The 26,253-nt window shown below is 70.7% G+C and carries 23 protein-coding genes and 1 riboswitch; of the genes, 10 read left to right on the top strand and 13 right to left on the bottom strand.

Going from position 1 to position 26,253, the window contains the following annotated elements; genetic code table 11:
* Nucleotides 1-160 precede the first annotated feature (160 nt).
* From ACIQNG_RS30285 to ACIQNG_RS30265, 5 genes are all read left to right on the top strand, one after another.
* Nucleotides 161-496: a small secreted hydrophilic protein gene (locus tag ACIQNG_RS30285; protein WP_401489410.1), complete on the top strand. Its 336-nt coding sequence runs from the start codon at nt 161-163 to the stop codon at nt 494-496.
* Complete coding sequence (locus tag ACIQNG_RS30280) at nt 411-1,937, top strand: ATP-binding protein (protein WP_401489408.1); 1,527 nt, start codon at nt 411-413, stop codon at nt 1,935-1,937. Before ACIQNG_RS30285 ends, ACIQNG_RS30280 begins: the two co-directional genes overlap by 86 nt.
* The gene (locus ACIQNG_RS30275; protein WP_401426960.1) at nt 1,934-2,596 is read left to right on the top strand and encodes a response regulator transcription factor; all 663 of its coding nucleotides are present in this window, start codon (nt 1,934-1,936) and stop codon (nt 2,594-2,596) included. The genes ACIQNG_RS30280 and ACIQNG_RS30275 overlap by 4 nt, the downstream gene beginning before the upstream one ends.
* Before the next feature lie 88 nt (nt 2,597-2,684).
* Nucleotides 2,685-4,097, top strand: coding sequence for an SLC13 family permease (locus tag ACIQNG_RS30270; protein ID WP_401426958.1), 1,413 nt, complete (start codon nt 2,685-2,687; stop codon nt 4,095-4,097).
* 106 nt (nt 4,098-4,203) lie between these two features.
* A complete protein-coding gene (locus ACIQNG_RS30265) occupies nt 4,204-5,397 on the top strand; it encodes a glycerate kinase (RefSeq protein ID WP_401426956.1) in 1,194 nt (397 codons plus the stop codon).
* Here the strand turns inward: ACIQNG_RS30265 and ACIQNG_RS30260 are convergent.
* The 6 genes from ACIQNG_RS30260 to ACIQNG_RS30235 form a co-directional block, all read right to left on the bottom strand.
* Nucleotides 5,352-6,713, bottom strand: a complete 1,362-nt coding sequence (locus ACIQNG_RS30260; RefSeq protein WP_401489405.1) for an aminotransferase class V-fold PLP-dependent enzyme — start codon at nt 6,711-6,713, stop codon at nt 5,352-5,354. The genes ACIQNG_RS30265 and ACIQNG_RS30260 overlap by 46 nt on opposite strands.
* A gap of 163 nt (nt 6,714-6,876) precedes the next feature.
* Nucleotides 6,877-6,993, bottom strand: a riboswitch (SAM riboswitch).
* A 405-nt stretch (nt 6,994-7,398) separates the two neighbouring features.
* Nucleotides 7,399-8,463, bottom strand: coding sequence for an anthranilate phosphoribosyltransferase (gene trpD / locus ACIQNG_RS30255; protein ID WP_401426952.1), 1,065 nt, complete (start codon nt 8,461-8,463; stop codon nt 7,399-7,401).
* A 163-nt stretch (nt 8,464-8,626) separates the two neighbouring features.
* Nucleotides 8,627-10,261, bottom strand: coding sequence for a cytochrome bc complex cytochrome b subunit (locus tag ACIQNG_RS30250; protein WP_401489403.1), 1,635 nt, complete (start codon nt 10,259-10,261; stop codon nt 8,627-8,629).
* Nucleotides 10,258-11,316, bottom strand: coding sequence for a Rieske 2Fe-2S domain-containing protein (locus tag ACIQNG_RS30245; RefSeq protein ID WP_401489401.1), 1,059 nt, complete (start codon nt 11,314-11,316; stop codon nt 10,258-10,260). The genes ACIQNG_RS30250 and ACIQNG_RS30245 overlap by 4 nt, the downstream gene beginning before the upstream one ends.
* Entirely contained in the window at nt 11,313-12,125 is an 813-nt protein-coding gene (locus ACIQNG_RS30240; protein ID WP_401426944.1) for a c-type cytochrome, read from the bottom strand. Before ACIQNG_RS30240 ends, ACIQNG_RS30245 begins: the two co-directional genes overlap by 4 nt.
* Nucleotides 12,126-12,203: 78 nt before the next feature.
* Complete coding sequence (locus ACIQNG_RS30235) at nt 12,204-12,815, bottom strand: heme-copper oxidase subunit III (RefSeq protein ID WP_401426942.1); 612 nt, start codon at nt 12,813-12,815, stop codon at nt 12,204-12,206.
* Nucleotides 12,816-13,022: 207 nt separating this feature from the next.
* On the opposite strand from ACIQNG_RS30235, the gene ACIQNG_RS30230 reads away from it, so the two are divergent.
* Nucleotides 13,023-13,424 carry a hypothetical protein gene (locus ACIQNG_RS30230; RefSeq protein ID WP_401489497.1) on the top strand — a complete coding sequence of 134 codons (402 nt, stop codon included), beginning with the start codon at nt 13,023-13,025 and terminating at the stop codon, nt 13,422-13,424.
* Between the two features lie 63 nt (nt 13,425-13,487).
* Here the strand turns inward: ACIQNG_RS30230 and ACIQNG_RS30225 are convergent, their stop codons facing one another.
* The 4 genes from ACIQNG_RS30225 to coxB form a co-directional block, all read right to left on the bottom strand.
* On the bottom strand, nt 13,488-14,843 hold the full coding sequence (locus ACIQNG_RS30225) for an Ig-like domain-containing protein (RefSeq protein ID WP_401489399.1): 1,356 nt from the start codon (nt 14,841-14,843) through the stop codon (nt 13,488-13,490).
* Between the two features lie 136 nt (nt 14,844-14,979).
* Nucleotides 14,980-15,378, bottom strand: a complete 399-nt coding sequence (locus ACIQNG_RS30220) for a cytochrome c oxidase subunit 4 (RefSeq protein WP_401426935.1) — start codon at nt 15,376-15,378, stop codon at nt 14,980-14,982.
* Nucleotides 15,375-17,120, bottom strand: a complete 1,746-nt coding sequence (gene ctaD / locus ACIQNG_RS30215) for a cytochrome c oxidase subunit I (RefSeq protein WP_401426933.1) — start codon at nt 17,118-17,120, stop codon at nt 15,375-15,377. Before ctaD ends, ACIQNG_RS30220 begins: the two co-directional genes overlap by 4 nt.
* Nucleotides 17,117-18,109 carry a cytochrome c oxidase subunit II gene (gene coxB / locus ACIQNG_RS30210; RefSeq protein WP_401426930.1) on the bottom strand — a complete coding sequence of 331 codons (993 nt, stop codon included), beginning with the start codon at nt 18,107-18,109 and terminating at the stop codon, nt 17,117-17,119. The genes ctaD and coxB overlap by 4 nt, the downstream gene beginning before the upstream one ends.
* A 324-nt stretch (nt 18,110-18,433) precedes the next feature.
* Here coxB and ACIQNG_RS30205 point away from each other — a divergent pair, with 324 nt between their 5' ends.
* Nucleotides 18,434-19,810: a cysteine desulfurase/sulfurtransferase TusA family protein gene (locus ACIQNG_RS30205; protein WP_401489397.1), complete on the top strand. Its 1,377-nt coding sequence runs from the start codon at nt 18,434-18,436 to the stop codon at nt 19,808-19,810.
* A 19-nt stretch (nt 19,811-19,829) separates the two neighbouring features.
* On the opposite strand, the gene ACIQNG_RS30200 is transcribed toward ACIQNG_RS30205, so the two are convergent.
* Complete coding sequence (locus ACIQNG_RS30200; protein WP_401489395.1) at nt 19,830-20,804, bottom strand: carbohydrate kinase family protein; 975 nt, start codon at nt 20,802-20,804, stop codon at nt 19,830-19,832.
* Between the two features lie 131 nt (nt 20,805-20,935).
* Between ACIQNG_RS30200 and ACIQNG_RS30195 the strand changes: the two genes are divergently transcribed.
* Complete coding sequence (locus ACIQNG_RS30195) at nt 20,936-21,145, top strand: hypothetical protein (RefSeq protein ID WP_401489393.1); 210 nt, start codon at nt 20,936-20,938, stop codon at nt 21,143-21,145.
* Nucleotides 21,146-21,357: 212 nt separating this feature from the next.
* The gene (locus ACIQNG_RS30190) at nt 21,358-22,953 is read left to right on the top strand and encodes a hypothetical protein (RefSeq protein WP_401489391.1); all 1,596 of its coding nucleotides are present in this window, start codon (nt 21,358-21,360) and stop codon (nt 22,951-22,953) included.
* Between the two features lie 103 nt (nt 22,954-23,056).
* Here ACIQNG_RS30190 and ACIQNG_RS30185 read toward each other — a convergent pair whose 3' ends face one another.
* Entirely contained in the window at nt 23,057-23,413 is a 357-nt protein-coding gene (locus tag ACIQNG_RS30185) for a HesB/IscA family protein (protein WP_401426919.1), read from the bottom strand.
* Nucleotides 23,414-23,688: 275 nt separating this feature from the next.
* On the opposite strand from ACIQNG_RS30185, the gene nadA reads away from it, so the two are divergent.
* Nucleotides 23,689-24,873 (top strand): quinolinate synthase NadA, encoded by a 1,185-nt coding sequence (gene nadA, locus ACIQNG_RS30180; protein ID WP_401489389.1) that lies wholly within the window; start codon nt 23,689-23,691, stop codon nt 24,871-24,873.
* 93 nt (nt 24,874-24,966) lie between these two features.
* On the opposite strand, the gene ACIQNG_RS30175 is transcribed toward nadA, so the two are convergent.
* Nucleotides 24,967-26,088, bottom strand: a complete 1,122-nt coding sequence (locus ACIQNG_RS30175) for a glycoside hydrolase family 19 protein (protein WP_401489387.1) — start codon at nt 26,086-26,088, stop codon at nt 24,967-24,969.
* Nucleotides 26,089-26,253 lie beyond the last annotated feature (165 nt).

Raw genomic sequence — 26,253 nt, 5'->3', positions numbered from 1 at the left:
AGCCGAACACCCCGTCGAGACGGCCCGAACGGCCCGTCACGACGGACGGACCGCCCGCCGAACTTCCCGTGAACGATCCGGGAACATCCGGCGGCTTCATGAAGAGTTCCTCATCTGAGGCTCATCTGGACCCTCGGGTGCCCTTCGCAGCATCGGTGACATGGTCTTCTCCCACCGCATGGCGGCCCTCGCCGCCGTCGTCGTGATCCCCCTCGGGATCGCCGCGACCAGTTTCGCCCTCACCGACCGGCCGGAGTCCCCGGAGGTGCCCGCCAAGGTGGAGCTGGAGAGCGGCTCCCCGAGCGCGAGCCCCGACAGCCCGGCCCCCAGCCCCAGCGACGAGGTCGTCCCGCCGCCCCCGGCGACGGACACGCCACCCTCGTCGTCCGACAGCACCACCGGCGGAGACGATGACGACGACCGAGGCGGACCAGGCGGCACGGGCGGCGGGGACGACGACGGGGACGACGACGGCGCCGGCGGCGACGACGGCTGAGCACCGCGGCCGGGCGCGGATCTCCGCCCGCGTCCGGATCCTGCTGTGGCTGCTGCTGGTGATGACGGTGGCGTTCGGCTCGGTCGCCACCACCGTGCGCACGATCCTGCTGCGCGACACCGACCAGCGCATAGGGGATCTGCTCGCCCAGGAGGCCATCGAGTTCACCCAGTTCGAGGAGCAGGGCATAGACCCGAAGAGCAAGGGGCCCTTCACCGACCCGTCGCAGTTGCTGCGGGTCTTCCTCCAGCGCCAGCACGCCGACGCCGACGAGGAGCTGATCGGCCTGGTCGCCGGGAAGGACGGCGACCTCTCGAAGATAATCCAGCCACGGGAGATCCCCGCCCGGGTGCCGCTGCACCAGGACGAGGACGCCCGCCGCCGGATCTTCGACTCCCCCCGCACCACCGGCACCCTGGAGCGCCCCACCGGCGAGATCCGCTGGGCCAAGGTGTCCATCGCGCCCTACGGCGGCGAACCCGACGCGGCCTTCATCGTCGCCTTCCACCCGCAGCGCGAACAGCAGCGCGCCGACGAGGTGTTCCGGGTCCTGCTCGCCATCTCCGGCGTCGCCCTGCTGATGACCACCGGCATAGGGTGGGTCGTCGCCGGGCGCATACTGCAACCCGTCCGGCTGGTGCGGGCCGCCGCCGCCCAGCTCACCGAGCAGGACCTCACCCGGCGCATCCCGGTGCACGGCCGCGACGACATAGCCGCCCTCGCCGAGACCTTCAACGCCATGCTGGACCGGCTGGAACGGGCCTTCGCCGCCCAGCGCGAGTTCGTGGACGACGCCGGGCACGAACTGCGCACCCCGATCACCATCGTCCGCGGCCATCTGGAGGTCATGGGCGACGACCCGGCCGAGCGCGAGGAGACCATGCGGGTGGTCACCGACGAACTCGACCGGATGAGCCGCATCGTGGAGGACCTGCTGCTGCTCGCCAAGGCCGAACGCCCCGACTTCGTCACCCCCGGACCGGTCCAGCTCGGCGAACTCACCGCCGACGTCTACGTCAAGGCCCGCGCCCTCGGCGAACGCGACTGGGTGCTCGCCGAGGTCACCGACGCCGAGGTCCGCCTCGACCCGCAACGCATCACCCAGGCCATGGTGCAGCTCGCCCAGAACGCGGTGCAGCACACCGCCCGCGGCCAGACCATCCGGATCGGCTCCCGCGCCGACGGCCCGCACATCGAGCTGTACGTCGCCGACTCCGGCACCGGCGTCCGGACCCAGGACGCCGACGTCATCTTCGAACGGTTCCGGCGCGGCACCACCCGCCGCGGCAGCCACGGCTCCGGCGCCGGACTCGGCCTGTCCATCGTGCGCGCCATAGCGGAGGCCCACGGCGGCCGGGTCCGCCTGTACGACACCGAGGGCGGCGGCGCCACGTTCGTCCTCACCCTGCACGAGGCCCGCCTGGAAGGGGCACTCCCATGAACCGCATCCTCATCGTCGAGGACGAGGAACGCATCGCCTCCTTCGTCGAGAAGGGGCTCCGCGCCAACGGCTTCACCACCACCGTCGTCACCGACGGCGAGGCGGGCTACGAATACGCCCTGACCGGCGGCTTCGACCTGATCGTCCTGGACATCGGACTGCCCGCCCGCGACGGCTTCACCGTCCTGCGCGAACTGCGCGAGGCCCGGGTCACCACCCCCGTCCTCGTGCTCACCGCCCGCGACTCGGTCCGCGACACGGTGGCCGGCCTGGAGGGCGGCGCCGACGACTGGATGACCAAACCGTTCCGCTTCGAGGAACTCCTCGCCCGGGTCAGGCTGCGCCTGCGTACGGCGGCCAGGGCGCCCGAGGTCACCGTCCTCAAGTCCGGCACCCTCACCCTCGACCTGCGCACCCGCCGCGCCCGCGCCTCGGAGCGGATGGTCGACCTGACAGCCCGTGAATTCGTCCTCCTGGAACTGTTCCTGCGCCATCCCGGGCAGGTACTCTCCCGCGAACAGATCCTCTCCCACGTGTGGGGCTACGACTTCGACCCCGGCTCCAACATCGTGGACGTCTACGTCCGGGCCCTGCGCAAGAAACTGGGCGCGGAACAGGTCGAGACGGTCCGCGGGATGGGGTACCGGCTACCGGTGTGACCAGGTGAGCGCCGTTCACCAGGCCGCATGAAGTCTCTTTCATCAACGGCTCATCGGGCCCTCACCGCCCGCATGAACGCTCGATGACGTGACCCTGAACCTCCGACTGACCGTGGGCCTGTGCCTGGCGCTGTCGCTGTGCGCCGCGCTGGCGGTCCCCGGCACCTTCCCCGGCCTGTCCGGCACCGCCCGGCTGACGCTCGCCGTCTTCGCCCTGGCGACCTGTGCCTGGATCGCCACCCCCATCGACGACACCTACATAGCGCTCGGCGCCGGACTGGCGCTGACCGTGACCGGGGTGATCAGCAGCGAGACCTTCTTCGGCACCCTCGGTGACTCCACGGTCTGGCTGCTGATCTGCGCGTTCGTCCTGGCGGCGGCGGTCACCCGGACCGGACTCGCCGGACGGGCCGCGGCGTTCCTGGTCGGCGGGGCCCGCTCGGTACGACAGCTGACCCATCTGACGACCGCCGCGCTGGTCGTCACCGCGTTCGCCGTCCCCGCCACCTCCGGCCGGGCCGCACTCGCCCTGCCGGTGTTCCTCGCCCTCGCCAAGGCGCTCTCCGCGCACCGGCGGCTGGTGGTGATGCTGGCGCTGCTCTTCCCGACGGTCATCCTGCTGTCGGCGGTGGCCACGCTGATCGGCGCCGGGGCCCACCTCATCACCGTGTCCGTGCTGTGGGAGTCCACCGGCGAACGCGTCGGCTTCACCGAGTGGCTGCTGCTCGGGCTGCCGCTGGCCGTCGCCTCCTCGCACCTGGCGGCCGAGGCGGTGCTGCTGACCACGACCCGGCGCAAGGACCGCGCGCTGCCCATCGAGATCAGCGCCGAGGACATCCAGCGGCACACCGACGAGCCGGTCACCGGCCCCTGGTCGCCCGCCGAGTCGCGTTGCGCGCTGCTGCTGGCGACGGTCGTGCTGCTGTGGTGCAGCGAGCCGCTGCACCAGGTGCCGCCCGCGCTGGTCGCGCTGATAGGGGCGGTGGTGGCGTCCTCGCCCGCCCTCGGCACGGTGAACCTGAAGGACGCCCTCAAGACCGTGCCCTGGTCGCTGCTGCTGTTCATGGCGGCCACGATGGCCATGGGGGTGGCCCTGTCGGACTCCGGCGCCGCGAAGTGGCTGGTGTCCGGACTGCCGACCGGGGTGGGTCCCGAGGTGTTCCTCGCCGCGGTGATCGTCATCAGCACGGCCGCTCACCTGGTGCTCCAGTCGCGCTCGGCCCGATCGTCCGTGCTGGTGCCGCTGGTCGTGGCGGCGGCGGTCGGGGTCGGGGTCAATCCCGTCGCCGCGGCGCTGGCGTCCACGGCGGCGGCCGGGTTCTGCCACACCCTGCCCGCCTCCGCGAAGCCGGTCGCCCTGTTCGCCGACGTTCCCGGCGTCGCCACCTACACCCCCCGCGACCTGCTCAGACTCTCGGCGGTGCTGGCGCCGTTGACCGCGTTGCTGGTGCTGGTGTTCGCGCTGGCCGTCTGGCCCGTGCTCGGCGTTCCTGTGCGGTAGCGCCGTTCCCCGTCCCTCGTGGGACGGCCGCGGGCCCGCCGTGGCTGCCCGCGCCCCTCACGGGGCCGCCGTCCCTCCCCTGCCTCCGGCCGAAGGAGCCTCCCTCATGCTCTCCCGTATCGTCGTCGCCCCCAGTGGGTTCAAGGAGTCGTTGTCCGCCCAGGCCGCCGCCGAGGCCATCGCCGCCGGGGTGCGGCGGGTGCTGCCGGAGGCGGAGGTCGATCTGATTCCGCTGGTCGACGGGGGTGAGGGCACCGCGCGGGCGCTCGCCTCGGCCGGCGGTGGGCGACTGGTCGCGCTGTCGGCGACCGGACCGCTCGGCGAGAGTGTCGGCACGCACTTCGCGCTGCTGGACGCCGGGCGCACCGCCGTCGTGGAGATGGCGGCCGTGGCGGGGCTGTCGCTGGTGCCGGCCGGCCTGCGCGACCCCGGCGCGACGACCACCTACGGGGTCGGGGAGCTGATCCGGGCGGCGCTGGACACGGGCGTACGGAAGATCGTCGTCGGGTGCGGGGACTCCGGGACCTCGGACGGGGGCGCGGGCGCGCTCCAGGCGCTCGGGGCGCGGCTCCTGGACGCCGACGGGTTCGAACTGCCCCGGGGCGGCGGCGAGTTGGTGCGGCTGCACCGGATCGACCCGGCCGGGCTCGACCCCCGGCTCGCCGGGACGGAGCTGCTGGTGGCCTGCAACCCGTACAACGTGCTGTGCGGTGAGCGGGGCGTGGCGCGGGTGTTCGGGCCGCAGAAGGGGGCGACCCCGGCGCAGGTCGAGCGGCTGTCCGAGGGCCTGGAGACCTGGGCGTACGTCCTTCAGCGCGATCTCGGGCCGGTCGGTGTCGATCTGCGGTCCGGGCCGGGCACGGGCGCCTCGGGCGGGCTCGGGGCCGGGCTCGCCGCGCTGGGGGCCCGGCTGCTGCCCCGCTTCGACGTGCTGCTCGACCATCTCGACCTGGACGCCCGGCTGGCCCGCGCCGATCTGGTGCTGACCGCCGAGGGCGCGCTGGACGAGCAGACGCGGCGCGGCAAGGTGCCGGGCGAGGTGGCCCGCCGCGCCAAGCTCTACGACCGTCCCGTGCTGGCGCTGGCCGGCACCCTCGGCAAGGGTGCCGGGGACGTGCCCGGGGTGGACGCCTTCCACGGGATCCTGCCCGCCCCGATGGCGCTGGCGGAGGCGCTGGTGCGGGCCGCCGAGCTGCTCACCGACGCCACCGAGCGGGCGCTGCGGATGATCGTGCTGGGGGCCCGCCTGCCGGCTCAGGCGGAGGTGTCCGGGACGCAGCGGCCGTCGACCGTGCGGTAGCTCCAGCGGGCACCGTCGGCGACCAGTTCCCGCACGGCCCGGACGAACCGCTCCACATGCTCGTCCGGGGTGCCCGCGCCGAAGCTGACCCGGATGGCGTTGAGGGACTTCTCCCCCGGCGCCGCCTCGGGGGCGCCGCACTCGCCCTGCGTCTGCGGGTCGCTGCCCAGCAGGGTGCGCACCAGCGGGTGGGCGCAGAACAGTCCGTCGCGTACGCCGATGCCGTACTCGGCGGAGAGCGCGGCGGCGAAGTGGGAGCTGTTCCAGCCGTCGACCACGAAGGAGATCACCCCGACGCGCGGGGCGTCGTCGCCGAACAGGGACAGGATCCGCACCTCGGGGATGTCCGCGAGCCCGGCGCGGACGGTGTCGATGAGCCGCTCCTCCCGGGCGACCAGGGAGTCGAAGCCCGCCTCGGTGAGCGCCTTGCAGGCGGAGGCGAGGGCGTGGACGCCGATCACATTGGGCGAGCCGGCCTCATGGCGGGCGGCGCTGTCTTGCCACTCCACGTCCACTCCCCCGTCCGCGCGCCGGGTGACCTTGCGGCTGGCGCCGCCGCCCGCGAGGTAGGGGTCGGCCGCGCGCAGCCAGTCGGCACGGCCCGCCAGGACGCCCGAGCCGAAGGGGGCGTACAGCTTGTGCCCGGAGAGGGCGACCCAGTCCACGTCGAGGTCGGTGACGGAGACGGGGTGGTGGGGGGCGAGCTGCGCGGCGTCCAGGACGATCCGGGCGCCGTGGGCGTGGGCGGCGGCGGCCAGCTCCTTGATCGGCCACAGCTCGCCGGTGACGTTGGAGGCACCGGTGACACAGACCAGGGCGGGGCCGTACGGGTCGCGGTCGGCGAGGGTGCGCTCCAGGGTCTCGACGGCCTGGCGCGGGGTGCGCGGGGCGTCGAGGTAGGTGACGCGGGCGTCCTTCCAGGGCAGCAGGGAGGCGTGGTGCTCGGTCTCGAAGACGAAGACCTGGCAGTCGGCGGGCAGGGCGGCGGCGAGCAGGTTCAGGGAGTCGGTGGTGGACCGGGTGAAGACGACCTGGTCGTCCTCCCGGCAGCCGAGGAACCCGGCGACGGTCGCGCGGGCGTTCTCGAACAGGTCGGTCGACAGCTGCGACAGATACCCGGCCCCCCGGTGCACGCTGCCGTAGTACGGCGCGTAGGCCGCCACGTCGTCCCACACCCGCTGGAGCGCGGGCGCGCTGGCGGCGTAGTCGAGCGCGGCATAGGTCACCTCGCCCCCGGTGACCAGCGGCACGGTGACGTCCCGCCCGAGCACGGGCAGCGGGGCGCAGACGGACGGGGCGGCGGCGGAAATGGGCATGGCTGAACTCCCGTGAAGGCAGGCGGACTTCACCGCACGAGCGGGACGCTCAAGCGCGGGCGAAGAAAGAAAAAGGGGATGCGGAGGCGGGGCTCTGCGGCCCTACCGCATTCGCTTGCTCACGAAAAGGCTCCTCGACGACCGGGACCCCGGTGACACGAGGGGTCCGCGCTTGCCATAGACCTCGCTGCCTACGGCCTGGTCTTCACCCGGGGCACCCCGCCACGGACGGAGGGTTGCCGGACAGCCGGCCGGGGCCTGATGGCTGTCGCTCATGACCTGATCAGAAAATCTACGACGCCCCCACCCCAAAGCGCAACTCCCACCCCGAACAAAGCACCACAAGGACCAGCCCCCCCCCAAGGGGCGCGAGGAACTGCGCGACCAGCCCCCACGAAGCCGCACCCAACAACCCACCCCAACCCACCCCCCCCAAGGGGCGCGAGGAACCGCGCAACCACCCCCCACGAAGCCGCACCCAACAACCCACCCCAACCCACCACCCCCCAAGGGGCGCGAGGAACCGCGCAACCACCCCCCACGCCGTCGCACCCAACAACCCACCCCAACCCACCACCCCCAAGGGGCGCGGGGAACTGCGCAACCACCCCCCACGCCGTCGCAGACGACCACGCACCCCCGCCCCCCAACCCCCCGACACCAACCCGCGGAGCGACCCGCGGAGCTACCCGTTGCTCACAGCAACCCACCGCTCCAACGTCCGCTTCGCCGCCCCCGAGTCGATGGCCCGCTCCGCCTTCTCCATCCCCGCCCGGATCTGCTCGGAGAGCGACGCCGAAGTGGGATCCAGCGCGGCCAGCGCAGCCGCCGAGTTCAGCAGGACCGCGTCCCGGACCGGCCCGCGCTCCCCGTCCAGCAGCCGCCGCGCGACCTCCGCGTTGAAGGACGGGTCGCCGCCGCGCAGCGCCTCGACCGGCACCAGGTCGATCCCGACGTCCCGGGGGTCGAAGGTCTCCTCGGTGACCTTCCCGTCGCGCACCACCCACACCCGGGACGTGGCGGTGACGGTCAGCTCGTCCAGGCCGTCGTCGCCCCGGAAGACCAGCGAGGAGTTGCCGCGCTCGGCGAAGACGCCCGCGACCACCGGCGCCATCCGGGGGTCGGCGACCCCGACGGCCTGGGCACGCACCCGGGCGGGGTTGGTGAGCGGACCGAGGATGTTGAAGACGGTACGGATCCCGAGTTGGCCGCGCGCGGCGCCCGCGTGCCGCAACGCCGGGTGGAACTTGATCGCGAAGCAGAAGGTGATCCCGGCCTCACGGGCCACCTCGGTCACCCGCGCGGGCGTCAGCTCCAGGTTCACGCCCAGTTTCTCCAGCACGTCCGAGGCGCCCGACGCGGAGGACGCGGCCCGGTTGCCGTGCTTGACGACGGTGGCGCCGGTGCCGGCCACCACGATCGCCGACATGGTGGAGATGTTGACGGTCTTGGCGCCGTCGCCGCCGGTGCCGACGATGTCGACGGTGCGGCCGGGCACCTCGATCACGTGGGCGTGCTCGTACATCGCCCGGACCAGACCGTTGATCTCCTCCACGGTCTCGCCCTTGGCGCGCAGTGCCACGACGAATCCGGCGATCTGCGCGTCGGTCGCCTCGCCGCGCATGATCCGGTCCATCGCCCAGGCCGTGGCGTCGGCGCTCTGGTCGCGTCCGTACAGCAGCGAGTTCAGTACGCCGGGCCAGGAACGGCCCGCCGCGGTGTCGCCTCCAGCGGGGGTCACAGCGCTCATCAGCCGCTCCTGGGTGAGGTCCCGCGCCGTCGGCGGGACGGGTCTGCCCTTGCGGGTCCACCCTATCCAGCCGGGGCGGAGGTCCGGACGGGCGTCCGTACCACGGACGAGGGCCCCGCTCCGGCTGGAGCGGGGCCCTCGGTGTGTGGCGAACGCGCGGGGATCAGTGGTGGCCGTGGCCGCTCGTGATCTCCTTGTACTCCTCGGCCGTCGGCTTCGGGATCTGCGAGTCCTCTCCGTAGTACGCCTTGCTGAGCTTGGCGCGGAGCTTGTCCGGCGCCTTCACCTTGCGGGCGACACCGTTCTCGTCGGTGGCCGCGCCGACCATGGCCGGCTCGTACTGGTCGTGCGCGGTGAGGGTGTGCAGCTGCTCCTGGCTGAGCGGCTCGTGCACCTCGATGAACTCACCGTGCGGCAGCCGCTTGATGGTGCCGGTCTCGCGGCCGTGCAGCACCTTCTCGCGGTCCCGGCGCTGAAGGCCGAGGCAGATCCGCTTGGTGATGATGAACGCGATGATCGGTCCGGCGAAGAAGCCGATCCGTACGACCCAGGTGACGGCGTTGATCGACAGCTGGAAGTGGGTGGCCCACAGGTCGTTTCCACCACCGACCAGCGTGATCATGTACATCGTGATCCAGGCGACACCGAACGCGGTACGCGTCGGGGCGTTGCGCGGCCGGTCCAGGATGTGGTGCTCGCGCTTGTCGCCGGTGATCCAGGACTCGATGAACGGATACGCCGCGAGGGCCATCAGGACCACACCGAACAGCACCAGCGGGATGAACACGCCCAGGACCAGGGTGTGGCCCCAGAAGTTGACCTCCCAGCCGGGGAAGAACCGGATGAGTCCTTCCGCGAAGCCCATGTACCAGTCGGGCTGGGCGCCGGTGGAGACCTGGTCCGGCCGGTAGGGGCCGAGCACCCAGATCGGGTTGATCTGGGCGATCGCCGCGATGGCCGCGATGGCGCCGAAGACCAGGAAGAAGAAGCCACCGGCCTTGGCCATGTAGACCGGCATCAGCGGCATGCCGACGACGTTCTTGTTGGTGCGGCCGGGACCCGCGAACTGGGTGTGCTTGTGGTAGACGACCAGGATCAGGTGGGCGACCACGAGACCGAGCATGATGCCCGGCAGCAGCAGGATGTGGATGGAGTAGAAGCGGGCCACGAAGTCGCCGCCCGGGAACTCCCCGCCGAACAGGAAGAACGAGATGTACGTGCCGACGATCGGCATGGACAGGATCGCGCCCTGCGTGAAGCGGACACCGGTGCCGGAGAGCAGGTCGTCCGGGAGCGAGTAGCCGGTGAAACCGGTGAACATGCCGAGGACGAAGAGCAGGAACCCGAACAGCCAGTTGATCTCACGCGGCTTGCGGAACGCGCCCGTGAAGAACACGCGCATCATGTGCACGAACATGCCGGCGAGGAAGATCAGCGCCGCCCAGTGGTGGATCTGCCGGATCAGCAGACCACCGCGCACATCGAAGGAGATGTGCATGGTCGAGTTGAACGCCTCGGACACCAGCTGACCCTGCATCGGGACGTAGGAGCCGGCGTACTCCACCTCGTTCATCGACGGGTGGAAGAACAGCGTCAGATACACACCCGTGAGGATGATGATGACAAAGCTGTACAGGCAGATCTCGCCCAGCATGAACGACCAGTGGTCGGGGAAGATCTTGCGCATGTTGGCCTTGGCCAGGGAGTAGATTCCCAGCCGGCCGTCCGCCCAGTCGGCGACGCGCTCGCCCGCCGGCGCCTTCCCGCGCCGCTGCTCGGTGGTTTCGTTGGTGCTCATCCGCGCTCCCAGAAAGAGGGGCCGACGGGCTCTTCGAAGTCGCCCAGCGCCTGAAGATAGCCCTCGTCGTTCACGCCGATCTGCAACTGCGGCAGGGCGTGACCGGCGGGGCCGAAGATGACCCGGGCGCCGTCGGAGAGGTCGAAGGTGGACTGGTGGCAGGGGCACAGCACGTGGTGCGTCTGCTGCTCGTACAGCGAGATCGGGCAACCGACGTGGGTGCAGATCTTGGAGTACGCCACGATGCCGTCGACCGACCACTCCAGCTCGCGCTTGTCCTTGATGTCGCCGGGCTGGATCCGGACGATCATCAGGGCGGCCTTGGCGATCTGGACCTGGAAGTCGTGGTCGTGCTCGTCGAGGCCCTCGGGCATGGCGAACGTCAGCGAGCCGACGGCGACGTCCGAGGGACGCAGCGGCTCGTGCGTGTTCATGTTGACGAGCAGCTTGCCCTTCTTCCAGAGCGTGTGGCGCAGCTTGTCCTCGGGCAGCGGGCCGAGGTCACGCAGCAGGACGACACCGGAGAGGGGGAACAGCGCCATCGCGCCGAACATGGTGGTGCGGATCAGCTTGCGACGGCCGAGCGCGGACTCCTTGGCACCCTGCTTGAAGTCGGCCAGGACCTGGGCCTTGACCTCGGGGGCGGCCTGGATCGGGTGACGCTCGTCGGCGATCTCGTGGTCCGACATCAGGGTGCGGGCCCAGTGGACGGCGCCCGCGCCGATGGCGAACAGCGCGACGCCCAGGGTCAGGCCCAGCGCGAAGTTCAGCGCGTTGATGTGCCCGAGCGGAAAGACGAAGATCGACTTTTCCTTCGGGATGGCCACGTACGAGGCGATGAAACCGGCCGTGGCCAGCATCGACAGCGTGAACATGAAGGCGACCGCACGCTCGGACCGCTTGGCGGCCCGCTCGTCGATGTCCTGGATGCGCGGCTCGTGGGGCGGCATGCCCGGGTCGGCGAACGGGTTCTTCTCGTCCGCGGGGCTCACCGCGCCGTGCGCGGGGTCCTGCTCGGCCGGCAGGTTCTCTTCTGGAATGTCTTGGCTGCTCATGACTTCTTGGCCTTTGCGGTCCGGGCGGCGACCCACACGGCGGTGGCGATCAGCGCGCCGAGGCCGAAGATCCACGCGAAGAGGCCCTCACTGACCGGCCCGAGACCGCCCAGCGACATGCCACCCGGGTTCTCGGTGTCGGAGCTGTTGACCGCGTCGAGGTAGGCGATGATGTCCTTCTTGTTCTGCTCCGACAGGGTGGTGTCGGGGAACGAAGGCATGTTCTGCGGGCCGGTCTGCATGGCCTCGTAGATGTGCTTCGGGTCGACACCGTCGAGCGGAGGCGCGTACTTGCCCTTGGTCAGGGCACCGCCCTTGCCGGTGAAGTTGTGGCACTGCGCGCAGTTGTTGCGGAACAGCTCGCCGCCCTTGGCGATGTCCGCACCCTCCGGGCCGTACTGCTCCGGTGTGGGGACGTTCGGGCCGGCGCCCAGCGAGGAGATGAACGCGGCGAGCTGGTCGATCTCGGCCTGCGTGTAGATGTTCTTCTTCGCCGGTACCTGTACGCCCTGCGAGGTGGCCGCCGGCATCCGGCCGGTGGCGACCTGGAAGTCCACGGCGGCGGCGCCCACACCGACCAGGCTCGGGCCGTCGGTGGTGCCCTGCCCGCCGGTGCCGTGGCAACTGGCGCAGCCGACGGCGTAGAGCTTCTTGCCCTCTTCGATGGCGAGGGACTGGGCGGTCTCATCGGCCTGCGCCTTGTCCGCGGGCGCGAACGTGGCGTACAGCCCCCCAGTGGCCGCCAGCGCGAGGATGAGGACGACGACCGCCGCCAGCGGATGGCGTCGTCGTGCGGAGAGCTTTTTCACGGATTACCCCGGTGTCAGGATCTTCTGCGTCGATGCTGCTTCTGGAATGCGGGAGCGTGCGCGAGGCACGGGGCCCGGCTACTTGATCATGTAGATCGTGGCGAAGAGGCCGATCCAGACGACATCGACGAAGTGCCAGTAGTAGGACACGACGATGGCCGCGGTCGCCTGCTCATGGGTGAACCTCCGTGCCGCGTAGGTACGGGCGAGGACCAGCAGGAAGGCGATCAGACCGCCTGTCACGTGCAGCCCGTGGAAGCCGGTGGTCAGGTAGAACACCGAGCCGTACGGATCGGACGAGAGCGAGAGGCCCTCGTGCTTCACCAGCTCGGTGTACTCGTAGACCTGGCCGCCGATGAAGACCGAGCCCATGATGAAGGTGACGATGAACCACATCCGGAGCTTCTTCACATCACCGCGCTCGGCGGCGAACACGCCGAGCTGGCAGGTGAGGGAGGAGAGCACCAGGATCGTGGTGTTGGTCGCCGAGAACCCGAAGGCGAGCGTGTCCGCCTTCTCCTTCCAGAACTCGGGACCGGTCACCGATCGCAGGGTGAAGTACATCGCGAAGAGGGCCGCGAAGAACATCAGCTCGGAACTCAACCAGATGATGGTTCCGACGCTGGTGAGGTTCGGCCGATTGACCGACGGGTGCGCGTGCCCGGTTTCTACTGTCGTTGCTGTCGCCACGCCGACATTATGTCGGTCGCTTATCCCGCCCTCACTCCGGGGGGTGCCGTTCGGAGTGTCCGCAGGGTGTGTACTGCCCGGATGGCCGATCACCGAGGCGTTCCCACAGGTGTTGACGGGGTGTTCAAGGGAGTAGCATCCGCGGCACCGGGGCTCCGCCCGCCCGGCCTTATGACGCCGATGTCAGCCGATGTCACGGAGGAAGCAATGCAGCCGACCGCCACGGTGCTGGTCTACAGCGACGACTCCCACACCCGCGAGCAGGTGCGGTTGGCCGCCGGCCGTCGGCCGGCTCCCGATGTGCCGCCCGTCTCGTTCGTGGAGTGCGCCACGCCCGCCGCCGTGCTGTCCGAGCTGGACAAGGGCGGTATCGATGTCTGTGTGTTCGACGGCGAGTCCACGCCCATGGGCGGCATGGGGCTGTGCCGGCAGATCAAGGACGAGATCTACGAGTGCCCGCCGGTGCTGCTGCTGATGGGCCGGCCGCAGGACGCCTGGCTGGCGACCTGGTCGCGGGCGGAGGCCGCGGTGACCCTGCCGGTGGAGCCGGTGGAGTTCGCCTCGGCGCTGGCCTCGCTGCTGCGGACCCGGAAGCTGCAGAGCGTCTGACGTCCCACGGTACGGGGAGGGGCGGGGCCGCGGCGGCCCCGCCCCTTCGTGTGTCGCCCCGGCTCAGGTCTGCTGGGGCCGGAGGCGGGCCGCGTCCTCGGGCTTCGGGCCGTCGGGGGTGCCGCCCAGGATGGCGCTGCCCTCGCGCCAGTCCTTCCAGTCGAGGTTCCAGTCGCCGAAGCCGTTGCCGAAGGGCTCCATCTCGTCGCCCCAGGAGTTGATGACCTCGACGACGTCGCCCTCGCGGACGTTCTCGAAGAAGTGGGCGGCGTTGCCGGTGCTCATGCCGGTGCAGCCGTGGCTGACGTTGGCGCTGCCGTGCGACCCGATGGACCAGGGCGCGGCGTGCACGTACTCGCCGCTCCAGGTGACCCGGGTGGCCCAGTAGACCGGCAGGTTGTAGCCCTCCGAGGAGCTGGCGGAGATGCCGACGCTGGTGCCGCGCATGCGTACGAAGTACTCCTTGCCCAGCACCACCTTGACGCCGTTGCGGGTCTCGAAGCCGGGTTTGCCGGTGGTGACCGGCACGGAGATGATCTCCTCCCCGTTGCGCTCGACGGTCATCCAGTGCGCGGAGGCGTCCGTGACGGCGATGACCCGGTCCCCGGTCTTCAGGTCGAGGGGCTCCGCCTTGCCGCCCCAGAGCCGGTCGCTGACCTTGATGCCCTCCAGATTGCTGCGGACCCGGATGCTGGCGTGGGCGGGCCAGAAGTCCTTGGGCCGGAAGTGCAGCTCCTCGTCGTTCACCCAGTGCCAGGCGCCCTCCGCCGCGGGGGTCGAGGTGACCTTCAGACCGCGCTCCACGATGGCCCGCTGGGCCTTGTCCGCGACCGGGGTGCTCAGTTCGGCGACGATCGGCTGGCCGACGCCGTACGTGCCCTTCTCGGGGCCGAAGTACACGTCGACGCGCTTCTTGCTGAGGGGTTTGCCGGTGTCGAAGGCGTGGAGCTTGCGGCCGGGCTTGCCGTCCTCGTTCTCGGTGCTCACCCGGACCGTGTAGTGGGCGTCCGCGGCCAGCGGGGAGGTGCTGTGCCAGCGGCGGCCGTCGGCGGCGAGTTCGCCCGCGAGAAAGCGTCCTGCGGCGTCCACGGCGGTGACGTCGGTGATCCGGCCCTTGCCCTGGGCCGTGACCTCCAGGGGCTTGGCGGGGTCGGCCTTCTGCGGCCCGGCCCGTTCGGTCTTCGTGTCGGTCTTGGCGCCGGCCTTGGGTCTGCCCTTGGTACCGGCCTCGGTGTCCGCCTTGGTGCCGGTACCGGTGCCGGTGCCGGTGGCGCCCTGGAAGGTGATCTGTTCCGCAGCGTCGTACGGCGTGGCCGCGAGCGGGTTGCCGTCGCTGCCGCAGGCGGTGACGGTCACACCGAGGGCCATCACCAGCAGCGTGCAGCTGACGACGGTACGGGTGTGCGGAGAGGTGCTCATGCCCTCACGCTAGAAAGCCTCGCGCGTCCCGGCGCGCGGGGTGAGCCGCACGGGTGACACGGGAGGCAAAGGCGTGAGCCCGGGCCCTCCTGACGGAGGGTCCGGGCTCAGCGCCGAACGGGTGGTGCCGGTGGTGCTACTGCGTGCGGTTCTCGCCGCGGTAGTACTCGAAGACCCAGCCCCAGATGCCGATCAGGATGACCGGCAGGGAGAAGTACAGCAGCCACCAGCCGACGGCCACACCGAGGAAGGCGAGCGCGCCACCGACGCCGAGCGCGAGCGGCTGCCAGCTGTGCGGGCTGAAGAAGCCCAGCTCACCGGCGTCGTCCGCGACATCGGCCTCCTCGTTGTCCTGGGCGCCCGCGTCGACCCGCCGGGCGGTGAAGCCCAGGTAGAAGCCGATCATGGCGCACAGGCCGAAGGACAGGAAGAGGGCCGTGGTACCGACCGGCTCCTTCGACCACACGCCATAGACGATCGCCATGGCGAGGACGAAGACGCTCAGCCACATGAACATCTTGCCCTGGATCTTCACTTGCCGGCCTCCTTGCCGCCCGCGATGGCGCCGGCTTCGTGGCCGCCGTGGCCGAGCTGGTCCAGTGCGGCGATCTCGGGGTGATGCAGGTCGAACGCCGGGGATTCACTGCGGATCCGCGGCAGGGTGAGGAAGTTGTGCCGCGGCGGCGGGCAGGAGGTGGCCCACTCCAGGGAGCGGCCGTAGCCCCAGGGGTCGTCCACCCCGACCGGCTTGCCGTAGCGGGCGGTCTTCCAGACGTTGTAGATGAACGGCAGGATCGACGCGCCCAGGACGAACGAGCTGATCGTGGAGACCATGTTCAGGGCGGTGAAGCCGTCGGCCGCCAGATAGTCGGCGTACCGGCGCGGCATGCCCTCGGCGCCCAGCCAGTGCTGGACCAGGAAGGTGCCGTGGAAGCCGACGAACAGCGTCCAGAAGGTGATCTTGCCGAGCCGTTCGTCCAGCATCTTGCCGGTCCACTTCGGCCACCAGAAGTGGAAGCCGGAGAACATCGCGAAGACGACGGTGCCGAAGACGACGTAGTGGAAGTGCGCCACCACGAAGTACGAGTCGGAGACGTGGAAGTCCATCGGGGGCGAGGCCAGGATGACACCGGTCAGACCACCGAAGGTGAAGGTGATCAGGAAGCCGGTGGCCCACAGCATCGGGGTCTCGAAGGACAGTGAGCCCTTCCACATCGTGCCGATCCAGTTGAAGAACTTCACACCGGTCGGTACGGCGATGAGGAACGTCATGAAGGAGAAGAACGGCAGCAGCACCCCGCCGGTGACATACATGTGGTGGGCCCACACGGTCACGGACAGACCGGCGATCGCGATGGTGGCGGCGATCAGGCCCTGGTAGCCGAACATCGGCTTGCGGGCGAAGACCGGGATGACCTCACTGATGATGCCGAAGAACGGCAAGGCGATGATGTACACCTCTGGATGGCCGAAGAACCAGAAGAGGTGTTGCCACAGCAAGGCTCCGCCGTTGGCCGCGTCGAAGATGTGCGCACCGAACTTGCGGTCCGCCTCCAGGGCGAACAGCGCGGCGGCCAGCACCGGGAAGGCCAGCAGGACCAGCACACCGGTCAGCAGCACGTTCCAGGTGAAGATCGGCATGCGGAACATCGTCATGCCGGGGGCGCGCATGCAGATGATCGTGGTGATGAAGTTGACCGAGCCGAGGATGGTGCCGAAGCCGGAGAGGGCCAGACCCATGATCCACATGTCGGAGCCGAGCCCCGGCGAGCGGACCGCGTCCGACAGCGGGGAGTAGGCGAACCAGCCGAAGCTCGCCGCGCCGTTCGGGGTGAGGAAGCCGCCCACCGCGATCAGCGAGCCGAACAGGTAGAGCCAGTAGGCGAACATGTTCAGCCGCGGGAACGCCACATCGGGGGCGCCGATCTGCAGCGGCATGATCCAGTTGGCGAATCCGGCGAACAGCGGCGTCGCGAACATCAGCAGCATGATCGTGCCATGCATGGTGAACGCCTGGTTGAACTGTTCGTTCGACATGATCTGCAGGCCCGGACGGGCCAGCTCGGCGCGCATGAAGAGGGCCATCGCGCCACCGATGACGAAGAACGCGAACGACGTGACCAGGTACATCGTGCCGATCGTCTTGTGGTCGGTGGTCGTCAGCCACTTCACCACGACATTGCCCGGCTGCTTGCGCCGGACCGGCAGCTCGTCCTCGTAGTGCGAGGTGACCGCTGCCGCGGTCCCCACACCCTGGGGTTCGTTGAGGATGCTCACAGCTGGTTCGTCTCCCGGTTCTTCTCGTGGCTCGTCTGCGCGATGCCGGCGGGAACGTAACCGGTCTGCCCCTTCTTGGCCAGGTCCTTGAGGTGCTGCTCGTACCGCTCTTCGGAGACGACCTTCACGTTGAACAGCATCCGGGAGTGGTCGACACCGCACAGCTCGGCGCACTTGCCCAGGAAGGTTCCCTGCTTGTTCGGGGTCACCTGGAAGGCGTTGGTGTGGCCCGGGATGACGTCCTGCTTGAACAGGAACGGCACCACCCAGAAGGAGTGGATGACATCCCGCGAGGTGAGGACGAAGCGGACCGTCTTGCCTTCCGGCAGCACGAGCGTCGGGCCCGGGTTGTTGGTCTGCGGGTTGCGCTCACCGGGCGTACCGCAGGAGTAGGCCCCACCGGCGTCCGCCGGGAAGTCCTTCCTGTAGCGGTCCGGGATCGCGTCGAGTTCCTTGGCGGTCTTGGCGTCGCCCGTGGAACCCTCGACGTTCGCGATGTAGTTGAAGCACCAGCTCCACTGGAAGCCGACCACGTTCACCGTGACGTCGGGCTTCTTCTCCAGACTGAGCAGCTTCGTCTCGTCGCGAGCCGTGAAGTAGAAGAGGACCGACACGATGATGATGGGGACCACCGTGTAGAGCGCCTCGATCGGCACGTTGTACCGAGTCTGCGGAGGGACCTCGATCTTGGTGCGGCTGCGCCGATGGAAGATCGCGCTCCACAGGATCAGGCCCCACACCAGCACGCCGACGGCGAGCGCGGCAGCCCAGGATCCCTGCCACAGGGAGAGGATCCGTGGAGCCTCTTCCGTGACGGGGGTGGGCATACCGAGGCGGGGGAAGTCCTCCCATGTGCAACCGGTCGCGGTCGCCAGGACCAGGCCCGCGGTCAGTGCCTGCAGCAGCTTTTGCCGCATCGGGCGCCGCGGCTTGGGGGTACCGCCCACGCCCTTCAGGCCGTGGGGGAGGTCGGAGCCGTTGGGACTCACGTAGCGCCTTCCCGAGAGTCTCGCCCGCGCGGATCGGCTGCGGCCCGCCCTGCTCATCTGGTCGGTAAGCCGCCCTGCGACGGGCAGGGGTTTGGATGTTTATGCGGACCAAACCCTAGCCGACGCCTTTCGGGGGTTCGCGGGGAGGGGGGCCTAGTGGGCGGGGTGGTTCGCCGGTTTGGCGGCGGGCGGGGTTTCGCGCTGGTGGGATCCGGTTCCGTCGACGGCGGGCGCGGCCTTCACCAGGGCCGTCCGGGCCGTTCCGCGCGCCCCCGCGGGGGCCGCCCGCGGCGGGCGATCCGGGGCAGGCCCTAGCGTGGGGGGATGGGTTACTTCGACGCCGCGTCCGGTGTTCCGCCGCATCCCGTCGCCCGGCAGGCGCTGCTTGCCTCGTGGGACGAGGGGTGGGCCGATCCTTCGCGGTTGTACAGGGAAGGGCGGCGGGCCCGGATGCTGCTCGACGCGGCACGGGAGGCCGCCGCGGAGGCGGTGGGGTGCCGGGCGGACGAGTTGGTGTTCACCTCGTCCGGGACCCGGGCCGTGCACTCCGGGATCGCGGGGGCGCTGGCCGGCCGTAGGCGGATCGGGCGTCACCTGATCGTGTCAGCCGTCGAGCATTCTTCCGTGCTCCATTCGGCCGAGGCGCAGGAGGCGGACGGCGGGACGGTGACCCGGGTCGCGGTGGACCGGACGGGTGCGGTGAGCGCGCGGTCGTACGCCGACGCCCTGCGGTCCGACACCGCGCTCGCCTGTCTCCAGTCCGCCAACCACGAGGTGGGCACCGTGCAACCGGTGGCCGAGGTGGCGCGGGTGTGCCGGGCGGCGGGGGTGCCGCTGCTGGTGGACGCGGCCCAGTCGCTGGGGTGGGGGCCGGTGGACGGGGACTGGTCGCTGCTGACGGCCAGTGCGCACAAATGGGGCGGGCCTTCCGGGGTCGGGCTGCTCGTGGTGCGCAAGGGGGTGCGGTTCGCGCCCCGGGATCCCGCCGACGAGCGGGAGTCGGGGCGGGTGCCGGGGTTCGAGAACCTCCCGGCGATCGTCGCGGCGGCGGCCTCCCTGCGGGCGGTGCGGGCGGAGGCGGCCGAGGAGGCGCGGCGGCTGCGGGAACTGACGGAGCGGATCCGGGCGGCGGTGCCGGAGCGGGTGGCGGACGTGGAGGTGGTCGGCGACCCGGAGCGGCGGCTGCCGGGGATCGTCACCTTCTCCTGTCTCTATGCCGACGGGGAGACCCTGCTCCACGCGCTGGACCGCGAGGGCTTCTCCGTCTCCTCCGGATCGTCCTGCACCAGCAGCACGCTGACGCCCAGCCATGTCCTGAAGGCGATGGGGGTGCTGAGCGAGGGGAACGTACGGGTGTCGCTGCCGCCGGGGACGGCGGGGGCGGAGGTCGAGCGGTTCCTGGAGGTCCTGCCGCGGGCGGTGGCCGCGGTCCGCGCACAACTCGGCGCCGTGGCGCCCGCCACCGCGGTGCACGAGGACACGCTGGTGGTGGACGCCCTGGGCAAACTCTGCCCGCTCCCCGTCATCGAACTGGCCAAGGTGATCGGTGAGGTCCCGGTCGGCGGCACGGTCCGGGTCCTGGCCGACGACGAGGCCGCCCGGCTGGACATCCCGGCGTGGTGCGAGATGCGGGGCCAGGAGTACGTCGGAGAGGAGCGGGCGGAGCGGGGATCGGCCCATGTGGTGCGCCGGGTGAGGTGATCCCCGCTCCCCGGGGTGCTCAGCGCAGGTGGGTGCGGACCTCCTGGGCGGCGTCATGGCCGTACGCCTTGGTGAACCGGTCCATGAAGTGGGCCCGCCGCAGCTGGTACTCCTGGGTTCCCACGGTCTCGATGACGAGCGTGGCGAGCATGCACCCGACCTGGGCCGCCCGTTCGAGGGAGACCCCCCAGGCCAGCCCGGACAGGAAGCCGGCGCGGAAGGCGTCGCCGACGCCCGTGGGGTCGGCCTTGCGCTCCTCCTCCGCGCAGCCGACCTCGATCGGGTCCTCGCCGGCCCGCTCGATCCGTACGCCGCGCGCGCCCAGGGTGGTGACGCGGTGGCCGACCCTGCCGAGGATCTCCTCGTCCGTCCAGCCGGTCTTGGACTCGATGAGCCCCTTCTCGTACTCGTTGGAGAAGAGGTACGCGGCGCCGTCCACCAGTATCCGGATCTCGTCCCCGTTCATCCGGGCGATCTGCTGGGAGAAGTCGGCGGCGAACGCGATGTCCCGGGTCTTGCACTCCTCCGTGTGGCGGAGCATGGCCTCCGGGTCGTCGGCGCCGATCAGCACCAGGTCCAGACCGCCGGTGCGGTCGGCGACGGTCTTCAGCTCGATGAGGCGGGCCTCGCTCATCGCCCCGGTGTAGAAGGAGCCGATCTGGTTGTGGTCGGCGTCGGTGGTGCAGACGAAGCGCGCGGTGTGCAGGGTCTCGGAGATCCGGACCGAGTCGGTGTCGACGCCGTGCCGCTCCAGCCAGGCCCGGTACTCGTCGAAGTCCGCGCCCGCCGCGCCGACCAGCACCGGGGCGGTGCCGAGCTGCCCCATGCCGAAGGCGATGTTGGCGCCGACCCCGCCCCGGCGGACATCGAGTTTGTCGACCAGGAAGGACAGCGAGACCGTGTGCAGCTGATCCGCCACGAGTTGATCGGCGAAGCGGCCGGGGAACGTCATGAGGTGGTCGGTGGCGATGGAGCCGGAGACAGCGATGCGCACGGCGAGAACGCTCCTGGGTGGACGGGAAGTGACAGTCAACGCTACCGGGTCGGCCCGGCGCCGCTGAAGCGGGCGAAACTACCCGATAGTAGCCCTTTCTTCGCAAGCCTCGACGTGCTTACGGTGCCGCTATGACGAACCCCAGGGTCCACGCCCCCGCTCCGGCCGACCTCGAAGGCGGCCTCGCGTCGCTGCGCGGGGACTGCGCCCGGATGGCGCCACGCTATCCGGAGCCGCGCCGGGATCCGGCACGGCCGGTCCCGCCGTCCCTGATCCACGGGGTGACGGTGCCGTCGTCGTCGGCCCGGCTGCTGGAGGACACGGTGGAGTACGGCGACTGAGCGGGCGCGTCCTGCCGTCCCGCCGTCCCGCACCCCCTCCTCCTGCCTCTCCTCCCGCCATCCGGTCCGGGCGTCCGGTCCGGGCGTCCGGTCCGTCCCGGTTCCGACGGTTGTCCCCGGCGCGCTCACGGCGTGCGCGGGAACCGTACGCGCCCCCGCCGCGTCCCAACGGCATGCCCTGAAGGGGAGTCCGCGCGGCCGAAGGAGCGAGGGTGGACAGCGAGCGACCCGAACAGCCGGAGCGCCGGCCCGTCGACGAGGTCAGGAACCCCGGGGACACCGGGGACAACGGGGACAACGGGAACACTGAGGGGGCCGTGGGAGCCCCGGGGGCCGGGTATCGGGCGCGGTTGTCGCGGGTGGCCCTGCGCCGCTCGCCGCTGGTCATCGCGTCCGTCGCCGCCGCCGTCCTGCTCGTCGGCGGTGGCGGGGCCTATCTGGCCACGTCGCACTCCGGGAGTTCCCCGGGTTCCGGGGGCGCGGACGGCGGGAACGCCGACGCGCCGGGCGGGGCCGGTACTCCCCCGCCGCTGGCCCTGGACGGGTATGCCGGTGACCGGAGCGGGATCGCGCCGGGTGAGCCGGATCCGAACGGGGGCGTGTACCGGGCCGAGGGTGAGCTGCCCGGCGGGCCGGAGTCCGCGGCCGTGTACGCCGCGACCGCCGAGGTCGACGCCGACGAGGTCGCCCGGCTGGCGGACGCCCTCGGGGTGACGGGCAAGCCGGTCGCCGAGGGGGCGTCCTGGCGGATCGGCGGTCAGGACGGACAGGGGCCGAGCCTCCAGGTGAACCGGGACGCGCCGGGCGCCTGGACCTTCCACCGCTACTCCCCCGGCCCCGACGGCTGCCAGAGCCCCACCCGGTGCACCCGGCCGTCGACGGGCGCCCCGGGGGTCGATCCGGTGGACGAGGCCGAGGCGCTCAAGGCCGCCGCGCCCGTGCTGAAGGCCGTCGGACAGGACACCGCCAAGGTGGACGCGGGTGAGGTCGCGGGGGCCCAGCGGCTGGTGAACGCGGAGCCCAGGGTGGGCGGGCTGCCGACGTTCGGCTTCGGCACTCAGCTGACGGTGAGCGCGCAGGGTGAGCTGGTCGCCGGGAACGGCCTGCTCAAGACGCCGGTCAAGGGGGCGACGTACCCCGTGCTGGGGGCGGCGCGGACGCTGGAGCTGCTGAACTCCGGGCCCGACGGCGGCGGGGGCGGGATCGGCGGGTGCGCCGAGCCGGTGCCGCTGGAGGAGGGGCAGCCGGAGTCGGCGTGCGGGCCCTCCACGGACGTACCGGACCAGCGGGGGTCGCAGGCGTCGATCACCGTGACGGACGCGGTGTTCGGGCTGGCCTCGCACACCGTGCGGGGGCGGCCGACGCTGGTGCCGTCCTGGCTGTTCGAGGTACGGGCCCCGGGCGCGCGGGACGGCGTCACGGTGACGCATCCGGCGGTGGCCCCGGAGTATCTGACCTCGTCCGTGCCCGCCCGGCCCGCCCCGTCGTCGCAGCCCTCGCGGGCACCGCAGCCGAGCCCGAGCACCCGGGATGTGCCGGTGGAGGCGTACACGGCCGAGGGCGACGAGCTGACCGTGCGGTTCACCGGCGGGGCGTGCGCGGACTACCGGGTGACGGCGAAGGAGAGCGGCGGAAAGGTGACCGTGAAGGTGACCGAGACGTCCCGGCCGGACCAGGTCTGCATTCTGATCGCCGAGATCAAGCACGAGACGGTACGGCTGGACGAGCCGCTGGGCGCCCGGAAGGTGGTCGGGGCGGACGGCGAGGGCGTCGTGCTGGAGAAGCCGGGGGCGCGGCTGCCCCGGTAGCGGTGGCGGGATGCGCGAAGGCGGCGGCCCCCTGGTGTCAGGGGGCCGCCGCCTTCGTCGTCACGACGGGGTTCTTCGACGTATGCCGAAGAACCGCGGTTCTTTAGTTGAAGGAGTCACCGCAGGCGCAGGACCCGGTCGCGTTGGGGTTGTCGATCGTGAAGCCCTGCTTCTCGATGGTGTCCACGAAGTCGATGGTGGCGCCGCCCAGGTACGGGGCGCTCATCCGGTCGGTGACGACCTTGACGCCGTCGAAGTCCTTCAGGACGTCGCCGTCGAGGGAGCGCTCGTCGAAGAAGAGCTGGTAGCGCAGGCCGGAGCAGCCGCCGGGCTGGACGGCGACGCGCAGGGCGAGGTCGTCACGGCCTTCCTGGTCGAGCAGGGCCTTGACCTTGGCCGCTGCGGCTTCGGTCAGGACGATGCCGTCGGTGACGGTGGTGGTCTCGTCCGATACGGACATCTACATCTCTCCCGGGTTGTACGGAGACTGCTTGCCGACGGTTGCAACCGGCGGGGCCGCGGATTCATTCCGGGCCGGGCGTGGGCGTTGCCGCGTTTTTTCCTCTGCCTTCATGCTCGCACACGCCCGTGCGGGCCGACAGCGCCGGTGAACGGCGCCGTCGATGGAGGCGGCGTTGATTCATGTCACATCGACGCTATGGCCATCGTCAAAGTGACGTGAAGCGATTATGATAGATAGCGTCAAATTGACGAAAAATAGAAAGGGTGCGTGTCGTGACCACCGCCCAGACACAGGACCTCGACGTACAGCCGACCCCGCTCGCCCTGCTGCTCCTCGGCCGGGAGGCCGACGCGCGCAGCGAGCGCGGCGTCGAGTGTCCCGGCGACCTGCCCTCGCCGTCCGACCCGGACCTGGTCGAGCGCGCCCGCGCGGCCAAGGCGAAGCTCGGCGACAAGGTGTTCGTGCTCGGCCACCACTACCAGCGTGACGAGGTCATCCAGTTCGCCGACGTCACCGGCGACTCCTTCAAGCTGGCCCGGGACGCGGCGGCCCGGCCGGAGGCGGAGTACATCGTCTTCTGCGGTGTGCACTTCATGGCCGAGTCGGCCGACATCCTCACCTCCGACGCCCAGAAGGTGGTCCTGCCCGACCTCGCCGCCGGGTGCTCGATGGCCGACATGGCGACGGCCGAGCAGGTCGCCGAGTGCTGGGACGTGCTGACCGAGGCCGGGGTGGCCGAGCAGGTCGTACCGGTGTCGTACATGAACTCGTCGGCCGACATCAAGGCGTTCACGGGCAAGCACGGCGGCACGATCTGCACCTCCTCCAACGCCCGCCACGCCCTGGACTGGGCCTTCGAGCAGGGCGAGAAGGTGCTGTTCCTGCCCGATCAGCACCTGGGCCGCAACACCGCCGTGCGGGACATGGGCCTGTCCCTGGACGACTGTGTCGTCTACAACCCGCACAAGCCGAACGGCGGGCTGACGGCCGACGAACTGCGTGCCGCGAAGATGATCCTGTGGCGCGGGCACTGCTCGGTGCACGGGCGCTTCAGCCTGGACTCGGTCAACGAGGTGCGCGAGCGCATCCCCGGGGTCAATGTCCTGGTGCATCCGGAGTGCCGGCACGAGGTCGTCGCCGCCGCGGACCAGGTCGGCTCGACCGAGTACATCATCAAGGCCCTGGAGGCGGCGCCGGCCGGTTCGAAGTGGGCGATCGGCACGGAGCTGAACCTGGTCCGGAGACTGGCGAACCGTTTCGCTCCGGAGGGCAAGGAGATCGTCTTCCTCGACCGGGCGGTCTGCTTCTGCTCGACCATGAACCGGATCGACCTGCCGCATCTGGTGTGGGCGCTGGAGTCGCTCGCCGAGGGCAACCTCGTCAACCGCATCGAGGTCGACCGGGAGACCGAGGCGTTCGCCAAGCTGGCGCTGGAGCGGATGCTGGCGCTGCCGTAGCGGGCGCGGACCGGCTGTCCCGGAGGTGCCCGCACCGCCTCGCCGCCGCGCCGCGGGGAGGCCGTGCGGGCATCCAGGGGACACCGGAAGGCGTCAGCAGTACAGGTTGGCGCCCGGTGGGACGCCGAGGATGCCGGTGAAGCGCTGGTAGGCGTCGACCCGGCTCTGCACCTGGGCCGGGTTGCGGCCGTCGCACTCCAGTGAGCCGTTGATGGAGCGGATGGTCTGGCCGAAGCCGGCGCCGTTGACCATCGCGTTGTGCGGGGTCATGGTGCCGGGGCCGCTCTGGGTGTTCCAGTACCACAGGCCGGTGCGCCAGGCGATGTTCGCGTCGTTCTGCACCAGCCAGGGGTTGTTGAGCAGGTCGAGGCCGAGGGCGTCGCCGGCGGCCTTGTAGTTGAAGTTCCAGCTCAGCTGGATCGGCCCGCGGCCGTAGTACGCGGCCTGACCGGCCGGACAGCCGTACGGCATGCTCCAGTTGCAGTAGTTCGGGTAGTTGGCCGTGTTCTGCTCCACGATGTGGACCAGGCCGCCGGTCTCGTGGTTGACGTTGGCGAGGAAGGCGGCGGCCTCCTGCCGCTTCACCGTGTCGCTGCCGGTGCCGGCGAAGGCGGGGTAGGCGCCCAGGGCGGTGACCAGTCCGCTGTAGGTGTAGAACGGGTTGCGGCCCGGGAACATCTGATGGAACTGGGCCTCGGTGACCACGAATCCGCTCGGGGTGCCGGGTCCGCCGGCCGCCGGGGCGGTCCACTTCTGGTGGGCGGCGCCGGAGCAGGTCCACAGTTGCAGCCGGGTGCCGTTGGCCGAGGTGTTGCCGGTGACGTCCAGGCACTTGTTCGCCTGCGGGTTGACGATGTCCCGCGCGGCGGAGACCGACCAGCGCTGGGCGCCGGTGCCGTTGCAGTCCCACAGCTGGATCAGGGCGCCGTCGGCGGTGGAGCCGCCGGAGACGTCCAGACACTTGCCGAGCGCCCGGACGGTGCCGTCGGAGCCCACGTTCCACTGCTGGGCGGCGGTGCCGTTGCAGTCGTAGAGCTGTACGGCGGTGCCGTTGGCGGTACCGGCCGCCGCCACGTCGACACACTTGCCGGCCAGGCCGCTGATCTGCCCGGTGGCCGCCGCCGCGGGCTGTGCGGGCAGCACGCTCAGAAGGGCGACGAACAGGATGCCGACCGCCGCCGACGCCGTACGTCTCCACCGCGTCTTGAAGCCCATGGCACATCTCACCTCTGCGTAAGTGGGGGAAAGAGGACGGGAGTCCGAGAACTCTCACTGCTTCTTTTAAGGCTTGAGTGAATAGCGGTCAAGGTTCTGGACTAGACCAGATGTGCCGATCGGGGAAAAGCGGTGGCGGGACGCCGGGCAGCGGAAGGCCCCCGC

Origin of the sequence: Streptomyces sp. NPDC091377 (assembly GCF_044757045.1) — a bacterium.
Lineage (GTDB): Bacteria > Actinomycetota > Actinomycetes > Streptomycetales > Streptomycetaceae > Streptomyces.
Note: the sequence above shows the minus strand (reverse complement) of the source record. Positions and strands in the feature narration are given on the sequence as shown.